This window comes from Haematobacter massiliensis, assembly GCF_000740795.1.
GTDB classification, from domain to species: Bacteria; Pseudomonadota; Alphaproteobacteria; order Rhodobacterales; family Rhodobacteraceae; genus Haematobacter; species Haematobacter massiliensis.
This window is the reverse complement of the sequence record NZ_JGYG01000020.1, coordinates 13,685-30,364: the sequence shown is the minus strand read 5'-3', so window position 1 is coordinate 30,364 and position 16,680 is coordinate 13,685. Positions and strand designations below refer to the sequence as shown.

At 65.0% G+C, this 16,680-nt stretch carries 11 protein-coding genes; 7 read left to right on the top strand and 4 right to left on the bottom strand.

The annotated features are described in order from the left end of the window. Positions 1–97: 97 nt before the first annotated feature. From CN97_RS18170 to CN97_RS21145, 3 genes are all read right to left on the bottom strand, one after another. Positions 98–1,675, bottom strand: a complete 1,578-nt coding sequence (locus tag CN97_RS18170; RefSeq protein ID WP_217872245.1) for a phospholipase D family protein — start codon at positions 1,673–1,675, stop codon at positions 98–100. 21 nt (positions 1,676–1,696) lie between these two features. Next, positions 1,697–5,191: a DNA polymerase III subunit alpha gene (gene dnaE / locus CN97_RS18165; RefSeq protein WP_035714513.1), complete on the bottom strand. Its 3,495-nt coding sequence runs from the start codon at positions 5,189–5,191 to the stop codon at positions 1,697–1,699. Positions 5,192–5,805: 614 nt separating this feature from the next. After that, complete coding sequence (locus CN97_RS21145; protein ID WP_176414903.1) at positions 5,806–5,949, bottom strand: hypothetical protein; 144 nt, start codon at positions 5,947–5,949, stop codon at positions 5,806–5,808. 238 nt (positions 5,950–6,187) lie between these two features. Between CN97_RS21145 and xdhA the strand changes: the two genes are divergently transcribed. From xdhA to CN97_RS18125, 7 genes are all read left to right on the top strand, one after another. Further along, positions 6,188–7,561, top strand: coding sequence for a xanthine dehydrogenase small subunit (xdhA, locus tag CN97_RS18155; protein WP_035714509.1), 1,374 nt, complete (start codon positions 6,188–6,190; stop codon positions 7,559–7,561). Beyond that, entirely contained in the window at positions 7,558–9,972 is a 2,415-nt protein-coding gene (gene xdhB / locus CN97_RS18150) for a xanthine dehydrogenase molybdopterin binding subunit (protein WP_035714508.1), read from the top strand. Before xdhA ends, xdhB begins: the two co-directional genes overlap by 4 nt. 145 nt (positions 9,973–10,117) lie before the next feature. Beyond that, the gene (xdhC, locus tag CN97_RS18145) at positions 10,118–11,086 is read left to right on the top strand and encodes a xanthine dehydrogenase accessory protein XdhC (RefSeq protein ID WP_035714506.1); all 969 of its coding nucleotides are present in this window, start codon (positions 10,118–10,120) and stop codon (positions 11,084–11,086) included. Between the two features lie 35 nt (positions 11,087–11,121). Next, positions 11,122–12,663 (top strand): ABC transporter ATP-binding protein, encoded by a 1,542-nt coding sequence (locus CN97_RS18140; RefSeq protein ID WP_035714549.1) that lies wholly within the window; start codon positions 11,122–11,124, stop codon positions 12,661–12,663. Then, entirely contained in the window at positions 12,650–13,729 is a 1,080-nt protein-coding gene (locus CN97_RS18135) for an ABC transporter permease (RefSeq protein WP_035714505.1), read from the top strand. The genes CN97_RS18140 and CN97_RS18135 overlap by 14 nt, the downstream gene beginning before the upstream one ends. After that, positions 13,729–14,655: an ABC transporter permease gene (locus CN97_RS18130; protein ID WP_035714503.1), complete on the top strand. Its 927-nt coding sequence runs from the start codon at positions 13,729–13,731 to the stop codon at positions 14,653–14,655. The genes CN97_RS18135 and CN97_RS18130 overlap by 1 nt, the downstream gene beginning before the upstream one ends. Positions 14,656–14,685: 30 nt before the next feature. Further along, positions 14,686–15,768, top strand: coding sequence for a BMP family ABC transporter substrate-binding protein (locus CN97_RS18125; RefSeq protein ID WP_035714502.1), 1,083 nt, complete (start codon positions 14,686–14,688; stop codon positions 15,766–15,768). Positions 15,769–16,244: 476 nt separating this feature from the next. Here CN97_RS18125 and CN97_RS18120 read toward each other — a convergent pair whose 3' ends face one another. Next, the gene (locus tag CN97_RS18120) at positions 16,245–16,664 is read right to left on the bottom strand and encodes a bleomycin resistance protein (RefSeq protein WP_035714500.1); all 420 of its coding nucleotides are present in this window, start codon (positions 16,662–16,664) and stop codon (positions 16,245–16,247) included. Positions 16,665–16,680: the final 16 nt, after the last annotated feature.

The window sequence follows — 16,680 nt, the reverse complement described above, 5'->3', positions numbered from 1 at the left end:
CGTAGAAGCCGTTCCATGCTCCGAGACGGGCGGTAACCGCTCGCAGCCTGAACCATCCAACAGGAGAGCGCAGCACTCCCAGCTTTTCCGAAGGCGGCTAGAGCAACCAGTCGATCGGGAGCCAGCTCAGGAACCGGACAGTGGCGCGGGAAACCCAGGTCGTGTTCGGCTCCGTCAGATGGGTGACAGGTTCGCCGCCCGGAACCGGATCCAGCCAGATGATCCGGTCATTCTCCAGCGCGACGCTATAGGCCTCATCGGGGATCTGGGAGTCGAAGGCGCTAACCATGCGCTGCGCAAGTTCGGGGTTCTCGATCAGAAACCCCATTTCCGTATTCAGATAGGCCGAACGCGGATCGAAGTTGAACGAGCCGATGAAGATCCGCTTTGCATCGACGGTGAATGTCTTGGCGTGCAGGCTGGTCATGGACGAACCAAGGAGGCCGAAGTTCTCCGACTGCCGCCGCTGGGTGCTGCCCGCGTCCGACTTCAGCTCGTAAAGCTGCACCCCCGCCTCGGCCAGCCTTTCGCGATGCTTGATGTAGCCGGAATGCACGGGCAGAACATCCGTCGCATCCTGAGAATTGGTCAGAACCCGCACTGCCACGCCCGAGCGCGCCCATCTCTCAAACTGCCGGGACAACTGGTCTCCCGGCACGAAGTAGGCGGAGATCAGGTCAATGGAATGCCGGGGCGTTTCGAGTATCTCGCCCAGGCGAACGGCCATCAGCCCGCTTCGGTCATTCTTGCCGAGCCCCTTCGCAGGATCGTCGCTGACCAGTTTCACGGGCACCCAATCCACGTTGAAGACACCGTCCAGAAGCTCGACCACCGCCGGGTCGGAATGGACACGCGCCACATAGGCATCGTGAGCGGAGTCCTTGCGGGCAGCCGCGATCCGGGCATCGAGCAACGCGCGCGGATCCTCTGGCAGTGTGACGAGACGATCCACAGGATAGGCCGATGGGCTTGCCCAGTAGCCGTCGAAATCCACCGACACGTCCTTGGCCACCTGCCCCACGCCCAGCACGTCGAGATCGAGGTAATGCGCGTCCGGCCCGCTTTCGAAATAGATGTCGCCCACGTTCCGTCCGCCGATGACCGTGGCGATCCCGTCTGCGGTGAAGGACTTGTTGTGCATCCTCCGGTTCACCCGGATGAAATCGTAGAAGTAGCCGAGCCAGCGCGGATTGCGGATCGTGAACGGATTGAAAAGCCGTACTTCGGCATTTGGGAGCGCATTCAGGGCCGCAAGTTCCTGATCCAGATCAGGCACGCCATTGTCATCGACGAGCAGCCGTACCCGTACCCCACGCTCCGCCGCCCGCCGGAGAGCATCGAGCAGCAGCGTACCGGTAAGATCGTTCTGCCAGATGTAATACTGCACATCGAGCGTTTGCACCGCCGCATCGGCCAGCGCCATTCGCACCGCAAAGGCATCCGGGCCGCTGAAGAGCGGGCGTATGCCGCTCTCCTCGCCATGGGCTGCTGCCTCTCCGACGATGAACCGGCCCAGCGGCGTGTCCACGGAAGGCACGGCAGCATGTGTTTCCGTTCGCCCCTCCAGGGAGGGCAGCGGAAAGACAAGGCGCAGAACGATGATCGCCACGACAATAGCCAGAGCGACGATAGCCAGCCCGATCAAGACCGCCCGCATCATTCCGCGTCGTCCCATTCCGCGTCGCCCCGGCGCGCGTCAGACTTCCTCGACAAGGCTCACCCCTCCGATGGCCTTGATCGCGCCCTTGATCTGCGGAGATACCGGATAGTCATCGCCAAGACGAATGACGATCTCCCTGCCCGTTTCCGGGTCGGTCACACAGAATTCGATCGGTGCGCGGGAGCGGATGCGCTGCTCCGCCATCCGCTCGAACAGCGCGGCGACGGACCGCGCGGCGCGCGCTTCCTCCAGATGGATGCGAAGCCCGGCGGTTCCTGCATCGGCCACCACACCGTCGATGGGCGCCGCGCCCCGCGCCAACAGTTTCAGGGTGTCGGCCTCCATCGTCGCCTCTACCGTCAGCACGATCGCCGACCCAGGCTCCAGAAACTGCCGCGTCGCCTCCAACGTCTCGGAAAACACCGTCACCTCGTATAGTCCTGTCGGATCGGAAAGCTGCACGAAGGCGAAACGGTTCCCCTTGGCCGATTTCCTTTCCTGCCGGGAGGAGACGGACCCCGCCAGCTTCGCCACGGTCGGGCCACGCTCGGCCTGCCGGGACAGCGCTTCCAGCGTGAGCACGCCCTTGCGTTTCAGCGAAGGCATGTAGTCGTCCAAGGGGTGGCCGGAGAGATAGAACCCGATGGCCTGATGTTCCTCCGCCAGCCGCTCCACGGGCAGCCAATCATCGCAGTTCACCAGTCGCGGCTCCGGCAGATCGTCTCCCGCCTCCCCGAACAGCGACACCTGTGCCGAGACGCGCGCCTCGTGCACCGCGGCGGACCAAGCGACCAGCGCATCAAGGCTGTCGAACACCCGGCGACGGTTGCGGTCAAGCGTGTCGAAGGCCCCTGCCCGTGCCAGCATCTCCAGCGGCCGCTTGCCGATGCGCTTCAGGTCCACCCGGCGGGCAACATCGAACAGGTCGCGGAAGGGCTTGTCGCCCCGCGCCTCGACGATGGCGCGCATCGCCTCCACCCCGACGTTCTTCAGGGCACCCAGCGCATAGACCACACGGCCGTCCTTCACGCTGAAGGTGGCAAGCGAACGGTTGACGCAGGGCGGCACCGTCTCGATCCCCAGCCGGTCGACCTCACGCTTGTAGACGTTCAGCTTGTCGGTCAGGTGGATATCGCAGTTCATGACGGCCGCCATGAACTCCACCGGATGGTTCGCCTTGAGCCAGGCGGTCTGGTAGCTCACCACGGCATAGGCGGCGGCGTGCGACTTGTTGAAGCCGTAGTTCGCGAATTTCTCCAGCAGGTCGAAGACCTCGCCCGCCTTCTTCGTGTCGACGCCGTTCGCCACGGCACCGTTGACGAACTTGGGCCGCTCCTTCGCCATCTCCTCGGCGATCTTCTTGCCCATGGCGCGGCGCAGCAGGTCCGCACCGCCCAGGCTGTAGCCCGCCATGACCTGCGCGATCTGCATCACCTGTTCCTGATAGACGATGATGCCCTGCGTCTCCGCCAGGATATGGTCGATGGAGGGATGGATCGACTCGATCGGCCGGAGGCCGTTCTTCACCTCGCAATAGGTGGGGATGTTCTCCATCGGACCGGGCCGGTAGAGCGCGACCAGCGCCACGATATCCTCGATGCAGGTAGGCTTCATGCGCCGCAGCGCATCCATCATGCCGGAGCTTTCCACCTGAAACACCGCGACCGTCTTGGCGGAGGCATAAAGCTCATAGGTCGGCACGTCGTCCAGCGGGATATGCCCGATATCGTTCGCAGCCCCCTCCTTCGGGGCGTAAAGCGCCCGGCCGTCGGCGGAGCGGTGCAGCTCACCGCCGCCCGCAAGGATCAGGTCGATGGCGTTCTGGATCACGGTCAGCGTCTTCAGCCCGAGGAAGTCGAACTTCACCAGCCCGGCCGCTTCCACCCATTTCATGTTGAACTGGGTGGCCGGCATGTCCGACCGCGGATCCTGATAAAGCGGCACCAGCGCGTCGAGCGGCCGATCCCCGATCACCACCCCCGCGGCATGGGTGGAGGCGTTGCGCAGCAGTCCCTCGATCTGCTCGGCATAGCGCAGCAGGCGGGCCACGACCTCCTCCGTCTTCGCCGCTTCGCGCAGGCGCGGCTCATCGGCCAGCGCCTTGGCGATGGAGACGGGTTTCACCCCCTCCACCGGGATCATCTTCGACAGCCGGTCCACCTGCCCATAGGGCATCTGGAGCACCCGGCCCACGTCGCGCACCGCGGCCTTCGACAGCAGGGCGCCAAAGGTGATGATCTGGCCCACCTTGTCGCGGCCGTATTTCTCCTGAACGTAGCGGATGACCTCCTCCCGCCGATCCATGCAGAAGTCGATGTCGAAGTCCGGCATCGACACCCGTTCCGGGTTCAGGAAGCGTTCGAACAGCAGGCTGTAGCGCAGGGGGTCAAGGTCGGTGATGGTCAGCGCATAGGCGACGAGGCTGCCCGCTCCCGACCCCCGGCCCGGCCCGACCGGAATGTCGCGTTGCTTGGCCCATTTGATGAAGTCGGCGACGATCAGGAAGTAGCCGGGGAAGCCCATCTGCTCGATGATGTCGAGTTCGAAGGTCAGCCGCGCCTCATATTCCGCGACGCTCGCGGAATGCGGGATCACCGCCAGCCGATCGCGCAGCCCGTTCCACGCCTGACGGCGCAATTCCTCCACCTCGTCATCGGCAAAGCGCGGCAGGATGGGCGGATGCTTCTTCACCTTGAACGCGCAGCGACGGGCGATCTCCACCGTATTCTCCACCGCCTCGGGCAGATCGGCGAAGAGCGTGACCATCTCCGCCTCGGACTTGAAGTAATGCTGCGGCGTCAGCCTCCGGCGCGGCTCCTGCTGATCGACGTAGGCGCCGTCCGCGATGCAGATCATCGCATCATGCGCCTCGTACATCTCGGTCTTGGGGAAATAGACGTCGTTGGTGGCGACAAGCGGCAGGTCCATGGCATAGGCCATTTCCACGAAACCCCGCTCCGTCGCGCGCTCTGCCGCCGCAGGAGCTCCGCCCTCTCCCGGATGGCGCTGGAGCTCCACATACAGACGGTCAGGATAGATGCGCGCCAGTTGCTCCAGCAGCAGCTCCGCCTTGTCGCGGTGACCGGCGATCAGATGCTGGCCAACCGCACCCTCCGGCCCGCCGGTCAGGCAGATCAGCCCCTCGGCATGGGTCGCCAGCTCCTCCAAGGTGACGGACGGCAGCTCGCCCCCCGCATCCAGATAGAGACAGGAGGAGAGCTTCATCAGGTTCCGGTAGCCTGCCTCGTTCTGCGCCAGCAACACGAGCGGCGCGGTGCGGCGGGCCTTCTGGCCGGGCGCAGCCGCCCCTGTCAGCAACGACACCTGACAGCCGACGATAGGCTGCACGCCTGCTCCGCTCGCCAAGGTGGAAAACTCGAGCGCACCGAACATGCTGTTGGTATCGGTCAGCGCGACGGCGGGCATCCCCGCCTCGACGCAGAGCTTTACGAGTTTCTTCACCGGCACCGCCCCTTCGAGGAGCGAATATTCGGAATGGACGCGGAGATGGATGAATCGGGGGGCGGTCATGAGGGGAGCTTACGCCCTTCGGCCGGGAGAGCAAAGCGGCGCGGGCGTGCCTCAAGGCGTTCCGTCGCGGCCCGACCTCCGCCCGCGCGGAGCGCTTCTGGATTATTCCGCATTGGCCATCGCCTCGGTAAGCGGCCCAGTTCCATACCTTGTGCTGGGGGTAGAGGCGCGATCTTTGCATTATGCGCTGGTGCAGCGCTTTGCTTTGCTCGGCGGACGATCACCCTTCAGCAGCGAGGCAAGGAGATCGTTCCGAAGGCCGGGCACGCATCCCCCGGCTCCGGCGACGAGTGCCTCCTCTCCGTGAAACCGCCAGATACCCGCCATCTCCCTGATAGGCATCCCAATGGCGTGGTCGGGCGGAGCGAGTTGGTCCAGATCCGCCACAGCTAGCTCTGCGACCGCGAGCGGCAATCAAGTGAATTTCCCCTGGTGGCACCGTTCACATCGCCGGAAAGGCCCCTCCCATGCGGCTCTCATTGCTCCAGCAGCTCTTCATGGCTGGCACAGGCGCCCAGCCCGCAGGCGGAGGGTCACGGCTGCAAGACCAACACCGGGAGCGACCTGACGGCGGTACGGAATGGCTGTGTCCGCCGGTATCGAGGCCCCGTGAGTCAGCCCTCGCGCGGGACGATCATCGGAGGACTGAAAACTTCGGCAAAAATGAAAGCGAGGAAAGAAGGACGCAGGGCATCCGCGAGTCCCTCCGTCAAAGCAGGCTGAACATGAGGAAGAAACAGGACCACGATCCGTGCCATCCTGCTCCTACACCTGAACAGCACGCGGAAAGAGCCAATGGTATCAGCCAGCGACATTTTATGAGCATTTCAGTTACATTCCTGTCGCAAGGCACCGCCCCGGCGGGCATTGCACGCAGATATCTGTTGCCAAGCAGGAAGGGCTGCGCTTACCTCGACCCAAGAACGCGCGCCCCTCTTACGCCGCATCGGATGGGGTAACAGACGCTTCAGGGAGTAAAGCGGCAGGTCATATTCAATGGAGATCGCGTTTCTGCTCAACGGAACGCCGGTCAGGGTTGCAGGCGAACCGCCGACCCGGACCCTTCTCGACTGGCTGCGGGAGGATCGCGGCCTTACCGGAACCAAGGAAGGCTGTAACGAGGGCGACTGCGGCGCCTGCACGGTGATGGTCGCCGACAAGGACGGCGCGCGTGCGCTGAACGCCTGCATCCTGTTTCTGCCACAGCTTCACGGCAAGGCCGTTCGCACCGTCGAAGGTATCGCCGGGCCAGCAGGCGAGCCGCATCCCGTTCAGACCGCCATGGTGGAGAAACATGGCAGCCAGTGCGGCTTCTGCACGCCCGGTTTCGTCGTTTCCATGGCTGTCGCGCATCTGAACGGCCGGCGCGATCATGACACGGTGCTTGCGGGCAACCTGTGCCGCTGCACGGGCTATGCCCCCATCGTGCGCGCGGCTGAGGATGCCGAAAGCGCGCCCGTGCCCGGCTGGATGCATGACGAGACGCCGGACGTTGCAGAACCCGCCGGCGGAGACGATGTTTTCATGCCCCGCAGCAGCGACGCGCTCGCCACGTGGTATCTGGAGCATCCAAAAGCCGTGTTGGTCGCAGGGGCCACGGATGTCGGGTTGTGGGTCACGAAGGAACTCCGCGATCTAGCCCCTGTCGCGTTCCTTGCCGGGATCGCCGATATGAAGCGCATCGAGATCGGGGAGGAGGAAATCCGCATCGGCGCGGGCGTCACCCTCTCCGACTTCGGCACCACGATGGCCCCGTTTCATCCCAGCCTTGGCGAGATGATCCGGCGCTTCGCCAGCACCCAGATCCGTAACGCAGGGACCATCGGGGGCAATATCGCCAACGGCTCCCCCATCGGAGACGGGCCGCCCGCGCTGATCGCGCTTGGTGCGACACTCCACCTGCGGCGGGGTAACGAGCGGCGTTCGTTGCCGCTGGAGGCGTTCTTCCTCGACTATCGCAAGCAGGATCGGCTTGCCGGAGAGTTCGTGGAGGGGGTGAGCATTCCCCGGCAGCCCGACCGGCTGCGCTGCTACAAGCTTTCAAAACGCTTCGATCAGGACATCTCCGCGGTCTGTGGCTGTTTCAACGTGACGGTGGAGGATGGCACGGTCACCTCGTCGCGCATCGCCTTCGGCGGCATGGCGGGCGTCCCGAAACGCGCCGCCGCCGTGGAGGCGCTGCTGCTCCACCAGCCCTGGACGGAGGCCGCCATCGCCCGCGCGATACCTGCCTTCGCCGAGGATTTCACACCATTGACCGACATGCGGGCTTCTGCCGCCTACCGACTGGAGACGGCGGGCAACATGCTTGTCCGCTACTTCCACGATCTCGCGGGCGCATCGGTGAACATTCTGGAAGTGCAGCCATGAGCGTGGCGAAACCCCTCCCCCATGACGCGGCCCCCCTGCATGTCAGCGGCAAGGCCCGCTACGTGGATGACATTCCCGTGCCCGCCAATACGCTGTCACTGGCCTTCGGGCTCTCAACCGTGGCGCGGGGGCGCGTGACATCCCTCGATCTCGCCCCGGTGCGCGCGGCAGAGGGCGTGGTGGCGGTGCTGGGGCCGGAGGATCTCCATCCGATCCCCGATGTCTCTCCCGGCGCCCATGACGAGCCGCTGATCGCGGATGGTGTCGTTCACTATGTGGGCCATCCGCTGTTCATCGTTGCCGCCACGAGCCACCGCGCCGCGCGGCGGGCGGCACGGCTGGCCCGCGTGACTTATGGGGAGGAAGAACCCATCCTCAGCGTGGAGGCAGCCCTTGCCGCCGGCAGCCGGTTCGAGCAGGGACCGGTGACCTGGACCAAGGGCGATGCCGATGCTGCCATCGCCGCCGCCCCCCGGGTGGTGACAGGCCGGATCGACATGGGCGGGCAGGAGCACTTCTACCTCGAGGGACAGGCCGCACTCGTCCTGCCGCAGGAAGGGGGGGACATGATCGTCCACTCCTCCACCCAGCACCCGACGGAGATCCAGCACAAGGTGGCGGAAGCGCTCGACCTGCCGATGAATGCCGTGCGGGTGGAGGTGCGCCGCATGGGCGGCGGCTTCGGCGGCAAGGAAAGCCAGGGGAACCACCTGGCCGTGGCCTGCGCGCTGATGGCGCGGGCGACGGGCCGGCCCTGCAAGATGCGCTACGACCGCGATGACGATATGACGGTCACCGGCAAACGGCACGATTTCCGCATCGACTACCGCGTCGGCATAGACGAAGAGGGCCGCATCCTCGGCATCGCCTTCGATCAGTATACCCGGGCGGGCTGGAGCCAGGACCTGACGCTGGCCGTGGCGGACCGGGCGATGCTGCATGCCGACAATGCCTATCACCTGCCCGCCGCGCGGATCACCTCGCACCGGCTCAAAACCAACATGCAGAGTGCCACGGCCTATCGCGGCTTCGGCGGCCCGCAGGGGATGCTGGGGATCGAGCGGGTGCTCGACCATATCGCCCATGCCGTGGGGCGCGATCCGCTGGAGATCAGAAAGCTCAACTTCTACGCCCCCACCCGGCCCGAGGCGCATCCGGTGGTCATCGGGGAACCGGCACCCGAAACGCCGAGTCCCGAGGTGCAGGAGGATCGCGTGACCTCCGGCGACAAGACGGTGACACGGGTGCATGTCGATCCTGACGGGCTGCAAACCACGCCGTATCACATGCCGGTCGAGGATTTCGTCCTGCATGAGCTGGTCGCCGAGCTCGAACAGATGGCGGATTATCACGCCCGGCGCGACGCGATACGCGCATGGAACCGGGTGAACCCCTTGCTCAAGCGCGGCATCGCCCTGACGCCGGTGAAGTTCGGCATCTCCTTCACGCTCACCCATCTCAATCAGGCGGGCGCCCTGGTCCATGTCTATTCGGACGGCTCGATCCACCTGAACCACGGCGGCACGGAGATGGGACAGGGACTGTTTCAGAAGGTGGCGCAGGTCACCGCGGCCTCCTTCGGCGTGGAAGCCGACCGGGTGAAGATCACCGCGACCGATACCGGCAAGGTGCCCAATACCTCGGCCACTGCGGCCTCCTCCGGATCAGACCTGAACGGCATGGCGGCTAAGGCGGCCGCCGATACGATCCGCGACCGGATGGCGGCCCACCTCGCCGAAAGTCATCAGACGACGCCCGAAAAGGTGCGGTTCTCCGGCGGACGGGTGGAGGTGGCGGGCGAAAGCTACAGCTTCGCCGAGGCAGCGGCGCTTTGCTATCAGCACCGGGTGAGCCTGTCCTCCACCGGCTTCTACGCCACGCCCAAGATCACATGGGACAGGCTGAGGGGCGTAGGCCGTCCGTTCTTCTACTTCGCCTATGGCGCCTCCGTCACCGAAGTAGTCATCGACACACTGACAGGAGAGAACCGGATTCTGCGGACCGACATTCTGCATGACGCTGGCACATCGCTGAACCCTGCGCTGGATATCGGCCAGGTGGAGGGCGGCTATGTGCAGGGCGCTGGCTGGCTCACCACGGAGGAACTGGTCTGGGACGGCAAGGGGCGGCTCCGCACCCACGCGCCCTCCACCTACAAGATCCCTGCATGTTCTGACCGGCCCCGCAGCTTCAACGTGCATCTGTGGGAGAAGGGCAGAAACCGCGAGGACACGATCTATCGCTCCAAGGCGGTGGGAGAACCGCCCTTCATGCACGGCATATCGGCGCTGATGGCGCTATCCGACGCCATCGCGGCCTGCGGGGACGGCTCCTCCTACCCCGACCTCCATGCCCCGGCGACGCCGGAGCGGATCCTCGCCGCCGTCGCGCAGCAGCGGAGGCAAGCATGACCAGTGGCCCACTTGGCCCCGGCAGCGCGGGGGACGGCCCCCGCGACCCCCGAACCGGCCCGCTGAAGATGACCAGGCCCTCAGCGACGATTGATGGAAAGCCGGCACGGTGGCCCGCGGAAATGCGGCAAGGGAGGCGCAGACAATGAGCTTTGATCGCAGCCTTCTTGCCACGGTCACTGAAATTCACGGGCCGGTCGCGCGGATTGTCGTCGCGGAAGTGTATGGCTCCGCTCCCCGGGAAGCTGGTACGGCGATGCTGGTCTGGGCCGATGGCCTCTCCGGCACCATCGGCGGTGGCGCGCTGGAGTGGCAGGCGATTGCTGCTGCCCGTGCACAGATCGCCTGCGGGCGGGAGAGCGCGGTGCAGCGCCTGCCGCTCGGCCCGGCGCTGGGTCAATGCTGCGGCGGGACCGTCACGCTCGTCACGGAAATCTGGACTGCGGCGCGCCTTGCCGGGCTCTCCGACGCGCTGCCGGGTTTCGCGCGCCGAGTGGAGGGGGAGGCGCAGATGCCGCTGGCGCTGCGCCGGAGTCTCGCCCATGCGCGCAGGGCAGGAACGCTGCCGAGACCGGCATTCAGTCACGGCTGGTTGATCGAACCAGTTGCGACGGAACCCCGCGCCCTTTGGATCTGGGGTGCCGGTCATGTCGGAAGGGCCATTGCCGCGGTCCTGGCGCCGCTCCCCGATTTCGCTATCACCCTCATCGACACTTCCGAAAGCCGAATGCCGGAAAGCCTGCCGGACGGTGTAAGCCGCATCGTCGCGGCAGAGCCGGCGCGACTGGTCAGACATGGGCCGAAGAAGGCAGACCACCTGATCGTCACCTTCTCCCATGAGATAGACTTCTCGCTCTGCCATGCCCTGCTGCAACACGGGTTCTCTCGCTGCGGCCTCATCGGCTCCGCGACGAAATGGGCGCGCTTCCGGTCTCGCCTCGCCAAGCTGGGGCACATGCCCGCACAAATTGACGCCATTGCCTGTCCGATAGGCGATCCAACACTTGGGAAACACCCGCAGGCCATTGCTGTCGGCGTCGCCGCCCAGCTACTAAAGCCCGCGGAAGCAACACAATCCACGAAAAAAGGAAAGCGCCTGGTGACTGGGGCATGAACGGGGAACACAGCAAAACCGCGGCAAGCGGAGCCATGCCATTGCTCCGGGTTGAAGGCGTAACCAAGGCCTATCCCGGCGTCGTCGCGAACAGCAACGTATCCTTTGCCGTCGATGCCGGTGAGGTTCACGCCCTCCTGGGGGAGAACGGCGCGGGCAAGTCGACGCTGGTCAAGATGATCTATGGCCTCGTGCGGCCGGACAGCGGGCGGATGACCCTTGCCGGGAAGCCTTATGCGCCCGCAGAACCGCGGGAGGCCCGGGGTCGTGGCGTTGCCATGGTCTTTCAGCATTTCTCGCTCTTCGAGGCGCTGAATGTGGCGGAGAACGTGGCCCTGGGGATGGAAAATCCGCCGCCCCTGCGCGCGCTCTCTGCCCGGATCCGGGAGGTGAGCGAAACCTACGGCCTGCCGCTCGACCCCGCGCGACTGGTCGGCGATCTTTCCGCCGGCGAACGCCAGCGGGTGGAGATCATCCGCTGTCTCCTCCAGGATCCGAAGCTGCTCATCATGGACGAGCCGACCTCCGTCCTGACGCCGCAGGAGGTGGAGATCCTGTTCCGGACCCTGCGCCAGCTGTCGGGAGAGGGCACGTCTATCCTCTACATCTCCCACAAGCTGGAGGAGATCCGCTCGCTCTGCGATTCCGCCACCATCCTGCGACTGGGCAAGGTGGTGGGTGAGTGCGCCCCGGCGGAGCGGAGCGCGCGCGAGCTGGCAGAGATGATGGTGGGAACCACCCTGCAGACCCCCAGCCGCCCGGCGCTCTCCCCCGGAAAGCCGGTGCTGGAGGTGCAGAACCTGACGCTGTCCTCTCAGGCGGCCTTTGGCACCACGCTCCGCGATGTGTCATTCACGGTGCGGGAGGGGGAGATCCTCGGCATCGGCGGCGTGGCCGGGAACGGTCAGGACGAACTGTTGGCCGCGCTCTCGGGCGAGGCGCGATCAGCGGGCCGGTGTGTCCTGCTCGAGGGCGCTCCGGTCGGCGCAATGGGTCCGGAGGAACGGCGCGCGCGCGGCCTTCTCTCCGCCCCGGAGGAGCGGCTGGGCCATGCGGCCGTGCCAGAGATGAGCCTGACGGAAAACGCTCTGCTCACCGGCGGCACGCGGCAGAAACTGGTCCACAACGGTTTCATCGACTGGACCCGCACCCGCAGCTTTGCAACCAAAATCATCCGTGATTTCGATGTGCGCACACCCGGAACGGAAACGGCCGCCCGTGCGCTCTCAGGCGGCAACCTGCAGAAGTTCGTCATCGGGCGGGAGGTGCTGCAATCGCCTCGCGCCCTCATCGTCAACCAACCCACATGGGGCGTGGACGCGGCAGCGGCGGCGGCCATCCGGCAATCGCTGATCGACCTTGCGGCCGGGGGCGCGGCGCTCGTGGTAATCAGTCAGGATCTGGACGAACTTATGGAAATCGCCGACCGTTTCGCGGCGCTGAACGAAGGGCGCCTTTCCGCGCCGCGGCCGACGCAGGGCCTGACGATCGAAGAAATCGGGCTGATGATGGGCGGGGCACATGGCATGCGTCCCGCCGAACCCGACGCGGGCGAGGTCTTGCATGATCCGGCTTGAGAAACGCGGGACGCCGTCGCGTCTCTGGGCGGTTGTGACGCCCCTGCTCGCCGTTGTCCTCACGATGATCTTCGGGGGGCTGCTGTTTGCGCTTCTGGGCAAGGATCCGGTCATCGCGATCCGCACGATCTTCTGGGATCCGCTGTTTTCGGAGAATGCCTGGTACTATCGTCCGCAGCTTTTTGTGAAGGCCGCGCCGCTTATCCTGATAGCGACCGGCCTGTCGCTGGGCTTCCGGGCGGGCATCTGGAACATCGGGGCAGAGGGACAGTATATCATCGGCGCAATCTGCGGCGCCGCAGTCGCGCTGGCTTTCTACCCGGCGGAGGGGTGGTACATATTCCCCCTGATGGTGCTTGCGGCAGCATTGGGGGGCTTCCTGTGGGCGATGATCCCGGCGGTGCTCAAGATCCGTTTCGGCACCTCGGAGATCCTCGTTTCGCTCATGCTGGTCTATGTGGCGGGGCACATTCTGTCGTGGGTAGCCTTCGGCCCGCTGAAGAACCCGGAGGGCTACGGCTTTCCAGGTAGCCGCAACCTTCAGCAGTATCCGCCCGCTGCGAACCCCGAGCTTTGGGCCGGCACCGGCATTCACTGGGGCGTCATCGCGGCCGCACTTGCGGTGCTTGCGACATGGGTGATCCTCTCCCGGCATATCCTGGGCTTCCGGATCCGCGTGGCGGGGCTCGCGCCGCGGGCTGCGCGCTTTGCCGGCGTCAGCCCCGACAAGCTGGTGGTGTTCTGTCTCGGTGTCTCGGGGGCGTTGGCAGGACTGGCCGGCATGTTCGAGGTTTCGGGTCCGTCCGGCACCTTGTCGCCCGACTTCGCCACCGGTTACGGCTTCACGGCGATCATCGTGGCGTTTCTTGGGCGCCTTCATCCCATCGGGATCGTGCTCGCCGGGTTCCTGCTCGCGCTGACCTATATCGGCGGAGAAATCGCGCAATCCATGCTGGGCCTTCCGGCCTCCGCCATACAGGCGTTTCAGGGGATGCTGCTGTTCTTCCTGCTGGCACTCGACGTGCTGTCCGACTATCGCATCCGCATCGCGAAGGAGACCGTGTGATGGTCATTGCCGGTTTCGACATTCCGACACTTGTCGCGATGCTGATGGTCGCTTCGACCCCTATCCTCTTCGCTGCCATAGGCGAGCTTGTGGTGGAGCGTTCGGGCGTGCTGAACCTCGGCGTGGAAGGGATGATGATCTGCGGCGCGGTTTGCGGCTTCGCCGTCACGATCCATACGGAAAATCCTGTACTGGGGATGCTCGGGGCGGCTCTGGGCGGGGCATTGCTCGCGGCTCTCTTTGCTGTCCTCGTGCTGTTTCTGCTGTCCAATCAGGTCGCGACGGGGCTTGCTCTGACGCTGTTCGGGTTGGGCCTCTCTGCGCTTATCGGGCAGGGCTACAGCAGTATGCGCCCGGTCAGCACGCCGAAACTTGACCTCGGTCCCCTGTCTGATTTGCCGGTCCTGGGGCCCATGTTCTTCCGTCATGACATCTGGGTCTACGGGTCGCTGCTTCTTACCTTTGCGGTCTGGTGGTGGCTCACGCGAACGCGTGGCGGGCTGGTGCTCCGGGCTGTGGGAGAGAACCACGACGCCGCCCATGCGCTCGGCTATCGCGTACTGCGTATCCGGTTCCTCGCCATTCTGTTCGGCGGGGCCTGCGCGGGACTGGGCGGAGGTTATCTCAGCCTCATACGTGTGCCGCAATGGACCGAAGGCATGACGGCCGGCGCCGGGTGGATCGCCCTTGCCATCGTCGTCTTTGCCTCCTGGCGGCCATGGCGCGCGGTTCTCGGCGCCTATCTCTTTGGCGGCGTCACGGTATTGCAGTTGAACCTGCAGGCGCGCGGGGTGAACATTCCGGTGCAGTACCTTTCGATGGCACCCTATGTCATTACGATCATCGTTCTCGTCCTCATATCGGGCCGGCGGCGGGCGCGGGGTGTGCCCGGATCGCTCGGCCGAGTATTCCATGCCTCGTCCTGAGGCAAATTCCATCCAACGGGAGAAACTTGAATGAACAGACGCGAACTACTGGCCGGCGGTGCCGTTCTTGCTCTCGCGGCGGGGGGCATGGGTCGCATGGCGCTCGCGCAGGAACCGGTGAAGGTCGGCTTCATCTATGTCGGTGTTCCGGGCGACGGCGGCTGGACCTACCAGCACGATCAGGCCCGCAAGGAAATGGAAGCGCATTTCGGTGGCCGCGTCGTCACCAGCGCCATCGAGAACGTGCCGGAGGGCGCAGACGCCGAACGTGCGATCACCCAGCTTGCGCTCGCGGGGAACCAGCTCATCTTCACCACGTCCTTCGGCTTCATGGAAGCCACCGTGAACGTGGCCGGCAAGTTCCCGAAGGTGAAGTTCGAGCATGCGACGGGCTACAAGACCGCGCCGAACCTCGCCACCTATGACGCCCGTTTCTATGAGGGTCGGGCGATCATGGGCACGCTCGCCGGGCGGATGACCAAGTCCAACAAGATCGGCTACATCGGCTCTTTCCCCATCCCGGAAGTGATCCAGGGGATCAACGCCTCCTTCATCCATGCGAAGAAGGTGAACCCGGATGTGGAGATCAAGGTGGTCTGGGCCTACACTTGGTTCGACCCCGCGAAGGAGGCCGACGCTGCCGCCGCGCTGATCGCCGAAGGCGTGGATGTGCTGCTCCAGCATACCGACTCCACCGCACCGCAGGCGAAGGCACAGGAAGCGGGCATCTTCTCCTTCGGTCAGGCTTCCGACATGTCGGCCTATGCGCCGAAGCCGCGGATCTCTTCCATCATCGACAACTGGGCACCCTATTACATAGAGCGTGTGCAACTGCTGCTGGACGGCAAGTGGGAGACGGCGAAGAACTGGGAGGGCGTCGGCACTGGAACGGTCGAGATCGGCGAGATCACCGATGCCGTCCCTGCCGAGGTGAAGGCGGAGGCGCTCGCGCTGAAGGACAGGATCGCGAAGGGCGAATACCATCCGTTCACCGGCCCGCTGAACAAGCAGGATGGTTCAGTCTGGCTCAAGGAGGGCGAAGTACCGGATGACGGTGCGCTCCACGGGCTCAACTTCTACGTCGAGGGTATTCAGGGCAAAATCCCGAGCTGATCGAGCAATCGCGATGATCGGCGGCGGGACCGTCGATCACTGCCGCAAAAGCTCCGGAGTCAGGCAGATTTCTTGGGAGGAGGCGCCCGCCCTCCTCGCTGCTGTCCGATGGCCGACTTCGGGCACCGTCAAAACTTCGCGCGCCGTCCTGAACGGGGCGGCGCGCCAATCGCCTCACAGATCGTCGGTGGCGAGATGTGCGAGAGCCTTCTCAGCAGCACGTTACCGTCAAACCGACTCTGTCGATCCGCAAACATGTCTGCCAGTGTCATCAACATCGAAGCGCATAAGGTCAGACCCTTAGCGGGCCGCTGAAAAAGCCCTGACGTGTCATGCCCCACTCCCTCCAAATCTGGAGATCGGTGCGACAATGGTCCGAAATCTGCCGGTATCCGGGTGTACTTCGTCAGATCAGGAAAGCCGCCATGCAGGCCTGACAGCCATTGTCAGCAGCCCGTAAGCGCCCGCGGCGCATGTCAGGCCGGCCGGTATCCAAGATGTTCATGGAAGCGCAGGAGATATCCGTCGGGGTCCGCAATGATGAACTGCCGGTTGCCAACCTCCCCCGCGCCCGTGCGATACCATCGCTCTTCCACCGGCAGGTAGAGGGACCGACCGGCCCCCTCCAGGGCGGCCAGTAATGGAGCGATCTGGGCCACGCGAATCTGCAGGTTCATGCCTCTCCCGAGCGGCGCTCGCCACGGTCCCTCCCCCGCGTCGAAGGTTCGGCCCTTGCCGATCTCATCTATCATGAGATCGGCAGCCCCGAGGCGCAGATAGCTGAACCCTTCCTCCGGCCGCTCATAGATGACGGCGAACCCCAGAAGATCGCAGTAGAAGCACCGCGACCGCCGCCAATCCGTGACCGCCAGTTCGGGCACGAGATCGTTCGGCATGGCCCCGCTGCCCGAG

Excerpts from the sequence above, each read along its gene's own strand:
- CN97_RS18170 (WP_217872245.1), bottom strand. The coding sequence starts at position 1,675 with ATGGGACGACGCGGAATGATGCGGGCGGTCTTGATCGGGCTGGCTATC.
- dnaE (WP_035714513.1), bottom strand. The coding sequence starts at position 5,191 with ATGACCGCCCCCCGATTCATCCATCTCCGCGTCCATTCCGAATATTCG.
- CN97_RS21145 (WP_176414903.1), bottom strand. The coding sequence starts at position 5,949 with ATGGCACGGATCGTGGTCCTGTTTCTTCCTCATGTTCAGCCTGCTTTG.
- xdhA (WP_035714509.1), top strand. The coding sequence starts at position 6,188 with ATGGAGATCGCGTTTCTGCTCAACGGAACGCCGGTCAGGGTTGCAGGC.
- xdhB (WP_035714508.1), top strand. The coding sequence starts at position 7,558 with ATGAGCGTGGCGAAACCCCTCCCCCATGACGCGGCCCCCCTGCATGTC.
- xdhC (WP_035714506.1), top strand. The coding sequence starts at position 10,118 with ATGAGCTTTGATCGCAGCCTTCTTGCCACGGTCACTGAAATTCACGGG.
- CN97_RS18140 (WP_035714549.1), top strand. The coding sequence starts at position 11,122 with ATGCCATTGCTCCGGGTTGAAGGCGTAACCAAGGCCTATCCCGGCGTC.
- CN97_RS18135 (WP_035714505.1), top strand. The coding sequence starts at position 12,650 with ATGATCCGGCTTGAGAAACGCGGGACGCCGTCGCGTCTCTGGGCGGTT.
- CN97_RS18130 (WP_035714503.1), top strand. The coding sequence starts at position 13,729 with ATGGTCATTGCCGGTTTCGACATTCCGACACTTGTCGCGATGCTGATG.
- CN97_RS18125 (WP_035714502.1), top strand. The coding sequence starts at position 14,686 with ATGAACAGACGCGAACTACTGGCCGGCGGTGCCGTTCTTGCTCTCGCG.
- CN97_RS18120 (WP_035714500.1), bottom strand. The coding sequence starts at position 16,664 with ATGCCGAACGATCTCGTGCCCGAACTGGCGGTCACGGATTGGCGGCGG.